Consider the following 13,780-nt stretch of genomic DNA (forward strand, 5'->3'; position numbering starts at 1 on the left):
GGTTAGTTATCTTCTATGCTACTTCGATTGATGCGCTACTTTATTCTGCTATTTGTGATGGTTGTGGGTTTTAATGCTCAGGCTAATACACATTCAGAATTAGCATCCACATCGTTATTAGCACCTGCATCCTTACTTATCGATGCGAATGAAGTGAATAGCTGCTGCCAAGATACTGGTGAATCAGAGCAACAGCCAATTACATCATCATCACGCCATACCTATGAATTTGCATTAACCGAAACCTCGCGTTATACCAGTACCGGTCGTTTATTGTTAGATAACCCGAAACCTGATTATCAGATAGAGATTGAATTATCGATACCACCATCAGCGTCGTTGGTGATCGGCTATGCGGTAAATGTTAATTTAGAGCAATACTGGTTAACCGGCACATCTTTTTCTAAGTCGCGAATATCGGGCTGGAAAGACAGTAATTTATTATACTCTCACCGCCAATACCCCGCTGTTGTTACCTCTGTTTAGACAAAAATGTAAGTATTAACCATACTGCCTTTTTGTTGTCTTTATCTGCTTATCTATCCTAGTTAGCACTAGAACGAGTACTGTAAATGTACGAAAAAGTGCAATACACATAGCGCGTTCATCACGTTATGTCTGGTTCGATAAGCACGTTAATCACCAATATGCCTGTGTTTTATATAAAAATTGATATATCAACGTTCTATATCAATTTTCTCTCTATAGATAGAAAAGGCATTGATGGACAGCGATCAAATGACAAAAAAATTAAATTCAACAGCCCAACGTAAACGAATAAACCATTATGCTGGTTGGAAATATATTGCCTTAACCTGCACAATCTTAATCATGCTGCTAAGCGCGATCCCAACCTTGTATGGCGAAGATCCGGCATTGCAAATTAATCACCAACAAAATCAACGACCCGCTATTCACGTGCTTAAGCAGACGCTAGAAGCAAACAATATTGCGGTAACACGTATCGATCAAGAACTGGATAAAACCACCATAGTGTTAGCAGACTCTGGCACTCAAACACGTGCGAAGGCGATACTCGACGCCGTACTGCCTGCAGATGATGACATTACTTTAGCACTGGTTTCTGCTGCGCCGTCTTGGTTGCAGAGTATGGGATTGAAGCCCATCAAATTAGGCTTAGATTTACGCGGTGGTGTGCAGTTCTTGTTAGATGTTGATATGGAAACGGTATTCAATATCAAAGCTCAGCAATTGGTCGATAATTTACGGGCTGATTTTCGTGACAAAGGGGTTCGTGGTGTTCGAATTAGCATTAATCACCATAATAGTGTGCAACTGAACTTGCCCACCGATGAAGCAAAAGTCGCATTATTGAAATTAATGCCAACCAGCTATCCACAATGGAAAGTAACTCAGAGTTCAGGGTTATTGGTTGAGGTGAGTATTCCGCAAGCTGAAAAGACCGACATCATTAACCTCACTGTGCAGCAGAACTTACAAACAATGCGCAGTCGTATCGCAGAGTTAGGTATTACAGAGGCCATGGTACAGCGCCAAGGTGAACATCGCATTCGTATTGAACTGCCCGGTGTACAAGATCCGGCCACGGCTAAAAATGTAATTGGTGCCACAGCCAGTCTCGCGTTTCATGAGCTTAAAACCACAAGTAATGGCAGCATGGTAGTCAGTAATAATGACGGAGCGCCAATACGTATTGCCCGTGATGCCATCTTAGGTGGCGAGCATATTATTGATGCGCGTGCCAGTGTTGGTGAAATGGGCGCTGCGCAGGTCAATATCACCTTAGATAATGCGGGTGGTAAAAAGATGTCTAATTTTACCAAACATAATATTGGTAAACCCATGGCAACGCTCTACAGCGAGTACAGTCGTAATGCCGATGGTTCTACTAAAAAGACCAACAATATTATTAGTGTAGCGACCATTCAAGCACAATTAGGCAGTCAATTTAGGATCACGGGTACAGGTAGCATGGCTGACGCACAAGAGCTCGCATTGTTGCTACGTGCGGGGTCGTTAACAGCGCCGGTGACGATTGTTGAAGAAAGAACCATTGGACCTTCTTTGGGTGCGGAGAATATCCAGAATGGTTTCTCGGCATTAGCGCTCGGGCTAGGTTTAACATTAGTATTTATGGCGCTGTGGTATCGCCGTTTAGGCTGGGTGGCTAATGTCGCATTGATTGCCAATATCATTATGCTATTTGGCTTGTTAGCGTTAATACCTGGGGCGGTATTAACCTTACCCGGTATTGCTGGGTTAGTACTTACTGTTGGTATGGCTGTCGATACTAATGTACTGGTGTTCGAGCGAATTCGTGACAAGTTACGTGAAGGCCGCAGCTTTGCCCAAGCCATACATAGTGGCTTTGATAGCGCATTCAATACCATTATTGATGCCAATATCACCACCTTAATTATCGCTGTGGTTTTGTATTCAATCGGGCAGGGGCCAGTGCAAGGTTTTGCGCTGACGTTAGGCTTAGGTATCTTAACCAGTATGTTCACTGGCATCTTGGTATCGCGCGCATTAATTAATAAATTATGGGGTCGTGATACTCGTCATGACTTGAAGGTATAATGATGATGACTAGCAACAAAAACAATAGCAACAAAAACAACAGTAATAATCACAGTAAATTACGTTATATCAGCAGTGCAATCTCAGTCGTTTTCATGCTTGTTGCCATTGCATTTATCAGTGTTAATGGACTGAACTGGGGGTTGGATTTTACCGGTGGGGTGATCACCGAAGTACAGCTTGACCCTAGTATTACCATGAGTGAAATATATCCTTTATTACAATCGGCGTTAAATCAACATGTCAGCGTCATTGAAGGTGGAGACGTTGGTCGCTGGATCTTACGTTATGCAGAACCTGCAGCAGGCATGAGTATTCCAGATATCACCCAAATATTAGCGCCGTTAGCGACTCATATCCAAGTATTAAATACCAGTATTGTCGGTTCTCAAATCGGCCAAGAGCTGGCGGAACAAGGTGGTCTGGCACTGTTAGTGTCGATGTTATGTATTATGGCTTATTTAAGCTATCGCTTTGAGTGGCGTTTGGCATCAGGTGCGTTATTTGCCTTGGTGCATGATGTGCTATTTGTACTCGGGGTGTTTGCGGCATTGCAACTTGAGTTTAACTTGACGGTCTTTGCGGCGATTATGGCGATTATTGGCTATTCATTAAATGATTCGATTATTATCGGTGATCGTATCCGCGAGTTGCTTATTCTAAAACCGACATTAGCGATTGCAGATGTGAATAACCAAGCTATTTTGGCAACCCTATCTCGCACTATGGTGACATCGGGCACGACTTTAATGACGGTTTCAGCGTTATGGTTATTGGGCGGAGGGCCGCTAGCTGGTTTTTCTATTGCCATGTTTGTTGGCCTCATTGTCGGCACTTGGTCATCGATTGCAGTGGCAACGACATTACCTGAATTGTGGGGATTAAACGCCAGTCACTATCAGGTCATTGAATTGGAAGAGGATCTTACTGTCGGTAAATGACCTTAATTGTCGTTAAGGTAAGCGTGTGGGTTTACTCAGTGCTTACACGCTTATTTATAATAAACGGATCTATTTGTATACACTGTGATATAGGATGGACTCTTTTTATCTGAATTCTAAATTAACGCATATGATTGTTTCATCTTGATTTAGGAATGTGTACTATAGCGATGTCAATTAATTGGCGTAGGTCAGTTTTTGACACACTTTAACCATAGTTAAGGTGATTTATTTTTTTAAGTTTAAGTTTAAGTTTAAGTAAGGTTTAGCGCAGGCTGTAATATGGATACTACTAAGTCAGTTTTTGTAATTGATGAGAATATTGAACGCAGACAAAATTTAGAAACGATCTTGTCCTTTCTTGGCGAAGGTTGGCAGAGTTACGATTCCCATGTCGATATTAGCGCGAAGATCGATCTTGCCGCAAACAGTGTGATTGTCTCTTCAGACAGTTACTCAGAAACAGATTTATCTGCGTTAATTGATGCGAATCCAATGAATCCATTTTTAACCTTTGGTACGCAAGCAAAAGTACCAGAGAAAGGTAATTTAATCGGTCATATCGAACTGCCTTTATCTTATCAACAATTGACCTTGTTGCTTGGACGTTGTCAATCTTATCGTCAATGTGTGACGAGTAAGTTAGGTCAATCAACGTCAGCGTCAAAAGCATTAATCAAGCAGCTAGTTGGTCGTGGTGATGCCATCCAAAGAGTCCGTCACTTGATCATGCAAGTGGCGTCAAAAGGCGCTAATGTATTAGTGCTGGGTGAATCGGGCACGGGTAAAGAAGTCATTGCCCGTTCAATTCATGAAGCGTCATCACGCAGTGACGGTCCGTTCGTACCGATTAACTGTGGTGCGATCCCCGCTGAATTATTAGAAAGTGAATTATTTGGCCATGAAAAAGGCGCATTCACTGGCGCATTCTCGGCGCGTAAAGGCCGTTTTGAGCTTGCCAGCGGTGGGACATTATTTCTGGATGAAATTGGTGATATGCCACAGCCAATGCAAGTGAAATTATTACGGGTGTTACAAGAACGCGTTTTTGAACGTGTGGGGGGCAGTAAAACAATTAAAGCCGATGTGCGTATTATCGCTGCCACACACCGTAATTTAGACAAAATGATCCTTGATGGCGAATTCCGTGAAGATCTTTATTACCGTTTAAATGTGTTTCCAATTGAAAGCCCGGCCCTGCGGGAGCGTCCAGATGATATTCCGTTATTGATCCAAGAGTTATTACGTCGTCACGAAGTTGAACATGATGCCACGATCTTATTTACGCAACGGGCCATGGCGTCGTTAATGCAACACTCATGGCCAGGTAATGTCCGTGAGTTATCAAATCTGATTGAACGTCTACTTATCATGACGGCAGGTAATATTGTTGATCTCGGTGAATTACCGGTTAAGTACCGCTATAACGATGATGGCGAAAGCCAAGTTATACACTCTGAGGTTCCCACTGAGTTAGCCGAGCATGATGCTATCTCGGCTATGTTTAGTGATGAAATTTTTGCTGATGCAGAAGAAGAACCACAAGAAGACGGTTTCTTCTCAATGCCAAGTAGCCTGCCAGAAACTGGGGTTAATCTGAAAGAAATGTTAGCTGAATTTGAAATTGATATGATCAAGCAAGCGTTAGATCAACAAGCATATGTTGTGGCTCGAGCTGCAGATCAATTAGGCATGCGCCGAACAACCTTGGTTGAAAAAATGCGTAAATATGGATTACAAAAAGAAGCCTAAATTGGTGTAGTTTAATGCAAATAAAATAATAATTCATGATAAAAATCCATAAGCCCAATATTTTGTTGGGCTTTTTTTATTTAAAAGCATGTGGTTACAAAGTTTATTTAATTGGCACACTAAATGCATAATTTGGTGTGAGTCAATTTTTTAGCGGAGTGCTACTATGGTACAAGAATCTTATCCCGGCGAATTAGCAGAACTACGAGCGCACAAAGATCGCAGTGAAAAGTTAGTCGAAGCATTGCCGTCAGGATTGGTAATTCTTGATGGTAACGGTATTGTCATTGAAGTCAATAAAGTGGCTGTGCAATTACTGGATGAGCCGTTGATGGGGTCGCGTTGGATGGATGTTATTCAGCGTGCGTTTACCCCCAAAGAAGATGACGGCCATGAGATATCATTAAAAAATGGCTGTAAAGTACAGTTGTCGATAACCACGCTTGGCTCACAGCCGGGTCAATTAATTATGTTGACTGATTTAACCTATACACGGCATCTGCAAGAACGTGTTAGCCATATGAAACAGTTATCGTCATTAGGTCGAATGATGGCATCATTAGCACATCAAATCCGCACACCATTATCAGCGGCATTATTATACGGCTCTAATCTGGCTAATCCGAATCTCCCTCCTGCCTCTCGGCAGCGCTTTCAAAGCAAGTTAATTCAGCGTCTCAATGATCTGGAAAACCAGGTCAATGACATGCTGCTCTTTGCCCGTACGGGTAAAGATTTAGTGGTTGAAGAGATCTCACTACAGAATTTATTAGTTCAAGTACAAGCGGGCAGTGAAGCCATGATGTTACAGACAAACAGCAACATGCACGTTACCTTGCCGGAGCCCGACTTATTAATCTTAGCTAATCGCAATGCACTATCTAGCGCAATTGGCAATTTAATACAAAATGCCTTAGATGCTTGTGGACAGGGCGCCAATATCGCTATTTCTGCCATCCGATCTGGCGATAATAAAGTGGCCATTGTGGTCTCTGATGATGGCCCTGGGATCGCGAAACATATGCAAGTCAAAATTTTAGAACCTTTCTTTACCACCAAGTCACAAGGTACGGGTCTCGGTCTGGCAGTGGTACAAAGTGTGGTTAAAGCGCACCATGGCAGTTTGGAGTTAGACTCAACTGAAGGTGAAGGCAGTCATTTTAGTATAATCGTACCGCTACATCGTGTAGCAGCACCTCAATCAATGGTAATAGGCGGATAACAGTATGTCCCATTCTCAAATTCTTGTTGTTGAAGATGATCTTGGTCTTCGTGAAGCCTTGGTTGATACCCTATTAATGGCTGGTTATGAATGTGATGAAGTTGATAGCGGCGAAAGCGCACTCATTGCATTAGGTAAAAAAACCTATGATATGGTCGTCAGTGATATCCAAATGGGTGGCATGACGGGATTAACCTTACTGCATAATATTAAACAAAAGTATCCAGATTTACCGGTATTGTTAATGACGGCTTATGCCAGAGTTGATGATGCGGTAACGGCAATGCGTAACGGCGCTGTGGACTATATTGGGAAACCTTTTTCGCCCGAAGTCTTGATTAATCAGGTGGGTCGTTATGTACCACCACAAAAAATAGCGAAGCGCACCCCTTGCTACGGTGATGAAAAAACAGAGCAGTTATTAAGTTTGGCGCGTAAAGTCGCTAAATCAGATGTCACTGTCATGATTACTGGTCCAAGTGGTACAGGTAAAGAAGTGCTATCACGTTATATTCATGATCATTCGCTGCGTTATGACGGTCCATTTGTGGCGATTAACTGTGCAGCGATCCCGGAAAACATGCTGGAAGCAACCCTGTTCGGTTATGAAAAAGGTGCATTTACTGGCGCGATACAAGCGTGCCCGGGTAAATTTGAACAAGCCCAAAATGGCACCATCTTGCTGGATGAAATTTCGGAAATGGCTTTGTCGCTACAAGTTAAATTATTACGGGTATTGCAAGAGCGTGAAGTCGAGCGCTTAGGCAGTCGTAAAACCATTAAGCTTAATATACGCGTTATTGCGACCAGTAACCGTAATATGAAACAAGCTGTAGCGAATGGTGACTTCAGAGAAGATTTATATTATCGACTGAATGTATTCCCATTAGTTTGGTTACCATTAACCGAGCGCAAAGGTGATATTTTACCGATAGCAGAGCATTTATTAAAATTGCACTGCAAGCAAAGTAATATTCCAATACTTGAGTTACTTAATTGCGCTAAGGCGAAGTTACAGATTTATCATTGGCCGGGTAATGTGCGTGAATTAGACAACGTGATCCAACGCGCGATGATTTTAACGGTTGATGGGCAAATAAAAGCGGCAGATCTGATTTTAGAAGATTTTATAACCGGAGATTTGCAAGTAATAGCACCGACTGGCCAAGCGCAACAGCTGCATATTAAAGCAGAAGTCCCTGTGCGCAGCATTAATTTACCCAATGAGCCTTTAGGTAACGAATTACGTCAACAAGAGTATCAAATTATTTTGGAAACCTTGATTGGCTGTCATGGTGTTCGTAAGGACGTATCAGAGAAATTAGGTATTAGTCCACGCACGTTACGTTATAAATTAGCAAAAATGCGTGAGCAAGGAATTGAAATCCCCGCTTAATGACGAGTAAGTCTCTTTAAAGGCCGCAATTGATTGGAATTGCGGTTTTTTTGTTGGCATAACAATTGCTTTATTAAAGTAGGTCAAAAATATGACAACGAGGATAACCAATGAACATTGCAGCCAATAATCTTTACTCTGAAATGCAAAACATGTCGTTACAGGCGACTAAATTTGAAGCAGATCCGACCGCGGTAAAAGCGCCAAGCACGACATCCGCTAGTTTTGGTGATATGTTGCAGCAAGCAATTGATAGTGTGAACGGATTACAACAAAATACGGGTGATTTACGCACCCGTTTTGATCAAGGTGATCGCAGTATATCCCTAAGTGATGTTATGATAGCATCGCAAAAATCTGGGATAGCATTCGATGCTACGGTACAGGTTCGTAATAAATTGATCGAATCTTATAAAGAAATAATGAGTATGCCTGTTTAATCTCGGGTAAAGGAGTAACTCTGTGGCTGATACGGCTTCAAATACCGGTATCGTAAGTAATAACGATATGGATAATGATTTAGTGCAATTAGATGAGAATGAGCAAAAAAGCTCAGCATTTGGGTTTTTCACCAATGCTGATATTTTACGTCAAATTATTCTAATTTTAGCATTAGCGATCTCGCTAACCTTAGTGGTATTTATTTTACTCTGGGGTAAAGAATCTGAAATGCGTCCTTTAGGTACGTATCAAACCGCTGAACTCATTGAAACACTCGATTTTTTAGACCAAGAGAAAATAGATTATAAAATTAATGGTGACACGGTTTCTGTATCCGTAGAACAATACCAAAACATTAAACACCGCTTACGCCGCGCTGGATTAACAACGACATCACTACAAGGTGACGATATCTTAATGCAAGATATGGGCTTTGGTGTTAGTCAGCGGGTTGAACGAGAACGTTTGAAGCTGGGTCGTGAACGTCAAATAGCACGCGCACTAGAAGAATTTAAGCAGGTATCGAAAGCACAGGTATTACTCGCGATCCCGAAAGAAAATGTATTTGCTAAGCGCGATAAGAAACCCAGTGCAACCGTGGTATTGACGGTGCGTAATAGTGCGGCTATTTCACAAGAACATATTGACGCTATGGTGCAATTAGTTGCTTCTGCGGTACAAGGTTTAGAACCAACACGGGTGACATTAACCGATCAAAATGGCCGTTTACTTAACTCTGGCAGCCAAGACATGCTGGCTGCAAAAGGCCGACGCGAATTTGAAATGGTAAAAAATCATGAGCGTGAGTACCGTACAAAAATTGATTCTATTCTTATTCCGATCTTAGGTGTGAGTAATTATACCGCTGAAGTTGATGTAACAATGGACTTTAGTGTGAGAGAGCAGACGCAAAAACGCTTTAACCCCGATTTACTGGCCGTACGCAGTGAGATGTTACTTGAACGTCAATCGTTCGGTAATGGTAATCAAGGCATTCCAGGTGCATTAACCAATCAACCACCGCTTGATGCTGATATACCAGAAGAAGCGGGTGCTGGTAATGCCGCGGCGCGTCCTATTGGCCAATCTCAAAAAGAATCAACCAGAAACTATGAACTTGATACCACGATCAGTCATACTAAATCACAAACGGGTGTTATTCAGCGTTTAAGTGTATCTGTTGCGATCGATTACATTAACAGTATTGGCGCCGATGGTGTGATGGTGCGAGAACCGCGCAGCCAAGCTGAAATTGCTAATATACGCCGTGTATTACAAGGTGGTATTGGTTTTAATGTGAATCGTGGTGATAGCTTAGAAGTGGTTGCGATCTCATTTAATCGCCCAGAATTAACCACGATGGCAGACATTCCTATTTGGGAAGAAGAATGGTTTTGGCGTGCCGTGCGTGTTGCTGCAAGCTTAATTGTCATTGTGATATTAATAATGGCTGTTATTCGCCCGATGATAAAACGCTTAATTAACAGCGAACCTGATGAAAATATAGAAGATTTAGATTTAGGTATCAGTGCGATTGAAAATGATGAAGACATGCAGTTGCTGACCGCCGATACCGAAGGTGATACCGATTTTGTAATGCGCAGCGGCCATTTACAGTTACCTAACTTACACAAAGATGAAGACTTGCTCGAAGCGGTTCGTGCACTGGTTGCTAACGAACCAGACTTAACTGTATTAGTGATTAAAGAATGGATGATAGAAGATGCCTGATTCAAATAAACAAGTAGCAACGACAGAAAAATTTGATGCAACGACCTTAAATGGTATTGAACGTTCTGCGATCTTAATGTTGAGTTTAAATGAAGAAGATGCGGCAACGATATTTCGTCAGTTAGAGCCGAAGCAAGTACAGCGCTTGGGTATGGCAATGGCATCAATGAAAGATTTTTCTCAGGTGAAAGTAGCGGGTGTGCATCGTGCGTTTATTGATGATATCCAAAAGTTCACTAATATTGGTGTTGGTAGTGAAGATTTTGTTCGAAATGCGTTAACGGCAGCATTAGGCGCGGATAAAGCGGGTAATCTGGTTGATCAAATCATCATGGGCAGTGGCGCCAAAGGTCTTGATTCATTGAAATGGATGGACGCTCGCCAGGTTGCCAATATTATTCATAATGAGCATCCTCAGATCCAAACCATTGTATTGTCTTATCTAGAACCCGAACAATCCGCAGAAATTCTATCGCAATTCCCAGAGAAAGTTCGTATCGATTTAATGTTGCGTATTGCTAATCTAGAAGAAGTTCAACCCGCCGCGTTACATGAATTAAACGAGATCATGGAGAAACAGTTCGCGGGCCAATCTGGCGCACAAGCCGCGAAGATGGGTGGCCTGAAAGCCGCTGCCAATATTATGAACTACCTCGATACTAACATCGAAGGGCAATTAATGGATGCTATTCGTGAATCTGACGAAGAGATCAGTCAGCAGATCCAAGACCTTATGTTTGTGTTTGAAAACCTTATTGATGTTGATGATCGTGGTATTCAGGCATTACTGCGTGAAGTGGCGCAAGATCAATTACAAAAAGCACTGAAAGGTGCGGATGATCAGCTTAAAGATAAAATCTTTAAAAACATGTCGAAACGTCAAGTTGAAATGTTGGAAGACGATCTGGAAGCAATGGGACCTATTCGGGTGAGTGAAGTGGAATCGGCGCAGAAAGAGATCTTATCTATTGCGCGGCGTTTAGCTGACAGTGGTGATATAATGCTTGGCGGAGGAGGCGGTGGTGATGACTTCTTATAAATACATGATCGTTGATGGGATATGGCTATGAATGACAGTTTAAAGTCTAATATCCCGCCTTTTACTGCGAGTGATGAGCATCAAATAGATGATTGGTATTTACCCGAGTTTGAGAATACCCAAGCTGCAGTGCTTAATACTAATGCACTAGGGATGAAGCATGACTGGTATGAAGGTAAGGGTACAGATGAGCCGGTCGAAGAAGAGATTAAGCCTCAGCCAATGACTGCAGAGGAGCTTGACGCAATACGACAAGCGGCTTATGAAGAAGGTTACAATGAAGGTAAAGAACAAGGCTATCAGGATGGCTTAGCGAGCGGCACAGTTGAAGGTCTTAGCAAAGGTGAAGCGCAAGGCCAAGAGCAAGGACTCGCCCAAGGATTAGCTGATGGACAACAGCAGATAGCGGATAAAGCCGCCGTATGGGAGCAGCTGCAAACGCAAATGCACGCGCCTTTAGCAGCCGTAAATAGTGAAGTTGAAAACGAATTAATTCGTGTTGCAACAGCCTTAGCAGAAGAATTAATTAAGACAGAAGTGACATTTAATCACGATATATTGCTGCAAACATTAAAATTAGCCCTAGATGCGCTACCTATTCTTGAGCAAAAAATCACCATTAAATTGCATCCTGATGATTTGGCCGTAATGAATGAATACTACGCCACTGAAGAATGTGTAAAACGTGGCTGGGTATTAATCTCAGAGCCGATGATGAAACAAGGTGATTTAGTTATTAATAACGAAGTTTCTTCGGTAGAACTGTTAATGGAACAACGGATTAAACAAATGATGCGTCAATTTCTTATTGCTAATAAACCGAGCGCATAATGACCGAGCTACTCAGTCGATTACAACAATTAAAAACTGATTCACTGGCCAGCAAGCCAACTGTGGCTGGTAAGTTGACTCGGGTCGTTGGTTTAACCCTCGAAACGGTCGGTTGTCGCGCTGCAATTGGCAGTTTGTGCTCTGTTGAAACTGACAATGGCCTGATGGATGCTGAGGTTGTCGGTTTTGATGGTGATAAATTATTTTTAATGCCGAGTGAGCAAGTGACAGGTATTATTCCAGGCGCAAAAGTAACACCACTCAATGAGACCCAAGGTATTCAGGTTGGTATGGAACTACTTGGTCGGGTATTAGATGGTGTTGGTAAGCCGATTGACGGTAAAGGCGAAATTATTACCGGACAAACCATATCTTTTACTGCCAAGCGTATTAATCCGCTGGCGCGTAAAAAAATATCAAAACCACTTGATGTCGGTGTTAAAGCCATTAATGCCATGCTCACCGTAGGTCAAGGTCAGCGTATGGGGCTTTTCGCTGGCTCGGGTGTCGGTAAGAGTGTGTTGTTAGGCATGATGACGCGTGGTTCAACTGCTGACGTTGTCATCGTTGGTTTAATTGGTGAGCGTGGCCGAGAAGTAAAAGAATTTATTGAAGAGATCCTCGGTGAAGAAGGGCTGGCGCGCGCTGTTGTAGTTGCTGCGCCTGCGGATTCATCGCCACTGATGCGCCTAAAAGGTTGCGAAACATCATTAGCGTTAGCGGAATACTTCCGCGACCAAGGCTTGAATGTATTATTACTGATGGATTCATTGACCCGTTTTGCACAAGCGCAACGTGAAATTGCTCTCGCGGTGGGTGAACCACCGGCAACGAAAGGTTATCCGCCATCGGTATTTGCAAAATTACCTCAGCTGGTGGAGCGAGCGGGTAACGGTAGTGACGAACAAGGCTCGATTACAGCGTTCTTCACGGTATTAACCGAAGGTGATGACTTACAAGATCCGATTGCGGATGCGGCGCGGGCGATCCTCGATGGTCATATCGTATTGTCTCGCGAGTTAACGGATGCGGGACACTATCCGGCGATTGATATTGAAAAGTCGATTAGTCGTGTCATGCCAATGGTGACGACTGATTCCCATCAAGCTGCGGCTCGCGGATTCAAACAAGCTTACTCGTTATACCAGCAGAACAAAGACTTGGTTGCCATTGGCGCTTATAGCAAAGGTTCGGATGCAAAAATTGATAGAGCAATTCGCTTAAAACCAGCGATGGATCAATTTTTACAACAAGGCATGAAAGAAGTTATTCCATTTTCAAAATGTGAAGAAATGCTTGCTGCCATCGCACCGCATCTCGGTGTGGAAACCTCAAATGATACAGTGTCAACATAATGGCTAATACTGCCTTACAACGGGTTTATGAGCAACTTGAAAGGCAAGAAAAAGACGCCGCGAGAGCCTATGCACTGATCCAACAAGATGCTGAGCGTTATCATAGCCAAATGCAGCAATTAAGTGATTACCGTAAACAATATTTACAGCAATTTACGGAACGTGGGGAAGAAGGTATCTCAGGTAGTAGTTATGCACATTATCATAATTTTATGAAAAAACTAGAACTCGCCGAGTTTGAACAGAAACAAGCGCTCGATAATATTCAACAAACAGTGAAGAACAAGCATATAGACTGGATGGAAATTCGTAAGAAACGTGATGCATTGGGTCTGCTATTGAATAAGCGGAAAATTGCTGCACAACTTGTCGAGCATCGACGCGAGCAAAAAGACCTTGATGAGTTTTCTAACTTCCAATATTTCAAGCGTAAAAATAACCGATAAACGCACGCCAACTTATACTTGGCGTGAATTTTGCTATAATTTTGCTATAACTTCTTATTGATGA

Annotated in this window: 12 protein-coding genes; all 12 read left to right on the forward strand. The window is 42.5% G+C overall.

Annotated elements, in window-relative coordinates; all coding sequences use genetic code 11:
• Nucleotides 1-15 precede the first annotated feature (15 nt).
• The 12 genes from MORIYA_RS19715 to fliJ all read left to right on the forward strand — a co-directional run bounded on the left by MORIYA_RS19715 (nucleotide 16) and on the right by fliJ (nucleotide 13,716).
• Entirely contained in the window at nucleotides 16-486 is a 471-nt protein-coding gene (locus tag MORIYA_RS19715; RefSeq protein ID WP_232011688.1) for a hypothetical protein, read from the forward strand.
• Nucleotides 487-723: 237 nt separating this feature from the next.
• Complete coding sequence (gene secD, locus MORIYA_RS19720) at nucleotides 724-2,562, forward strand: protein translocase subunit SecD (protein ID WP_112718003.1); 1,839 nt, start codon at nucleotides 724-726, stop codon at nucleotides 2,560-2,562.
• Complete coding sequence (gene secF / locus MORIYA_RS19725) at nucleotides 2,562-3,503, forward strand: protein translocase subunit SecF (RefSeq protein ID WP_112718005.1); 942 nt, start codon at nucleotides 2,562-2,564, stop codon at nucleotides 3,501-3,503. Before secD ends, secF begins: the two co-directional genes overlap by 1 nt.
• A 282-nt stretch (nucleotides 3,504-3,785) precedes the next feature.
• Nucleotides 3,786-5,255, forward strand: coding sequence for a sigma-54 dependent transcriptional regulator (locus MORIYA_RS19730; RefSeq protein WP_112718007.1), 1,470 nt, complete (start codon nucleotides 3,786-3,788; stop codon nucleotides 5,253-5,255).
• Between the two features lie 166 nt (nucleotides 5,256-5,421).
• Nucleotides 5,422-6,477: a sensor histidine kinase gene (locus tag MORIYA_RS19735; protein ID WP_112718009.1), complete on the forward strand. Its 1,056-nt coding sequence runs from the start codon at nucleotides 5,422-5,424 to the stop codon at nucleotides 6,475-6,477.
• 4 nt (nucleotides 6,478-6,481) lie between these two features.
• Complete coding sequence (locus MORIYA_RS19740; protein WP_112718011.1) at nucleotides 6,482-7,873, forward strand: sigma-54-dependent transcriptional regulator; 1,392 nt, start codon at nucleotides 6,482-6,484, stop codon at nucleotides 7,871-7,873.
• A gap of 110 nt (nucleotides 7,874-7,983) precedes the next feature.
• A complete protein-coding gene (fliE, locus tag MORIYA_RS19745; RefSeq protein WP_112718013.1) occupies nucleotides 7,984-8,313 on the forward strand; it encodes a flagellar hook-basal body complex protein FliE in 330 nt (109 codons plus the stop codon).
• A gap of 22 nt (nucleotides 8,314-8,335) precedes the next feature.
• Nucleotides 8,336-10,045, forward strand: a complete 1,710-nt coding sequence (gene fliF, locus MORIYA_RS19750) for a flagellar basal-body MS-ring/collar protein FliF (RefSeq protein ID WP_112718015.1) — start codon at nucleotides 8,336-8,338, stop codon at nucleotides 10,043-10,045.
• Nucleotides 10,038-11,084: a flagellar motor switch protein FliG gene (gene fliG, locus MORIYA_RS19755; RefSeq protein WP_112718017.1), complete on the forward strand. Its 1,047-nt coding sequence runs from the start codon at nucleotides 10,038-10,040 to the stop codon at nucleotides 11,082-11,084. Before fliF ends, fliG begins: the two co-directional genes overlap by 8 nt.
• Nucleotides 11,085-11,111: 27 nt before the next feature.
• A complete protein-coding gene (locus MORIYA_RS19760; protein WP_112718019.1) occupies nucleotides 11,112-11,915 on the forward strand; it encodes a flagellar assembly protein FliH in 804 nt (267 codons plus the stop codon).
• On the forward strand, nucleotides 11,915-13,270 hold the full coding sequence (fliI, locus tag MORIYA_RS19765; protein WP_112718021.1) for a flagellar protein export ATPase FliI: 1,356 nt from the start codon (nucleotides 11,915-11,917) through the stop codon (nucleotides 13,268-13,270). The genes MORIYA_RS19760 and fliI overlap by 1 nt, the downstream gene beginning before the upstream one ends.
• Nucleotides 13,270-13,716, forward strand: a complete 447-nt coding sequence (gene fliJ / locus MORIYA_RS19770) for a flagellar export protein FliJ (protein ID WP_112718023.1) — start codon at nucleotides 13,270-13,272, stop codon at nucleotides 13,714-13,716. Before fliI ends, fliJ begins: the two co-directional genes overlap by 1 nt.
• Nucleotides 13,717-13,780: the final 64 nt, after the last annotated feature.

Origin of the sequence: Moritella yayanosii, assembly GCF_900465055.1 — a bacterium.
Taxonomy (GTDB): domain Bacteria; phylum Pseudomonadota; class Gammaproteobacteria; order Enterobacterales; family Moritellaceae; genus Moritella; species Moritella yayanosii.

Bases quoted from the DNA above. Each gene is read 5' to 3' on its own strand.
- MORIYA_RS19715 (WP_232011688.1), top strand. From the start codon at position 16: ATGCTACTTCGATTGATGCGCTACTTTATTCTGCTATTTGTGATGGTT.
- secD (WP_112718003.1), top strand. From the start codon at position 724: ATGGACAGCGATCAAATGACAAAAAAATTAAATTCAACAGCCCAACGT.
- secF (WP_112718005.1), top strand. From the start codon at position 2,562: ATGATGATGACTAGCAACAAAAACAATAGCAACAAAAACAACAGTAAT.
- MORIYA_RS19730 (WP_112718007.1), top strand. From the start codon at position 3,786: ATGGATACTACTAAGTCAGTTTTTGTAATTGATGAGAATATTGAACGC.
- MORIYA_RS19735 (WP_112718009.1), top strand. From the start codon at position 5,422: ATGGTACAAGAATCTTATCCCGGCGAATTAGCAGAACTACGAGCGCAC.
- MORIYA_RS19740 (WP_112718011.1), top strand. From the start codon at position 6,482: ATGTCCCATTCTCAAATTCTTGTTGTTGAAGATGATCTTGGTCTTCGT.
- fliE (WP_112718013.1), top strand. From the start codon at position 7,984: ATGAACATTGCAGCCAATAATCTTTACTCTGAAATGCAAAACATGTCG.
- fliG (WP_112718017.1), top strand. From the start codon at position 10,038: ATGCCTGATTCAAATAAACAAGTAGCAACGACAGAAAAATTTGATGCA.
- MORIYA_RS19760 (WP_112718019.1), top strand. From the start codon at position 11,112: ATGAATGACAGTTTAAAGTCTAATATCCCGCCTTTTACTGCGAGTGAT.
- fliI (WP_112718021.1), top strand. From the start codon at position 11,915: ATGACCGAGCTACTCAGTCGATTACAACAATTAAAAACTGATTCACTG.
- fliJ (WP_112718023.1), top strand. From the start codon at position 13,270: ATGGCTAATACTGCCTTACAACGGGTTTATGAGCAACTTGAAAGGCAA.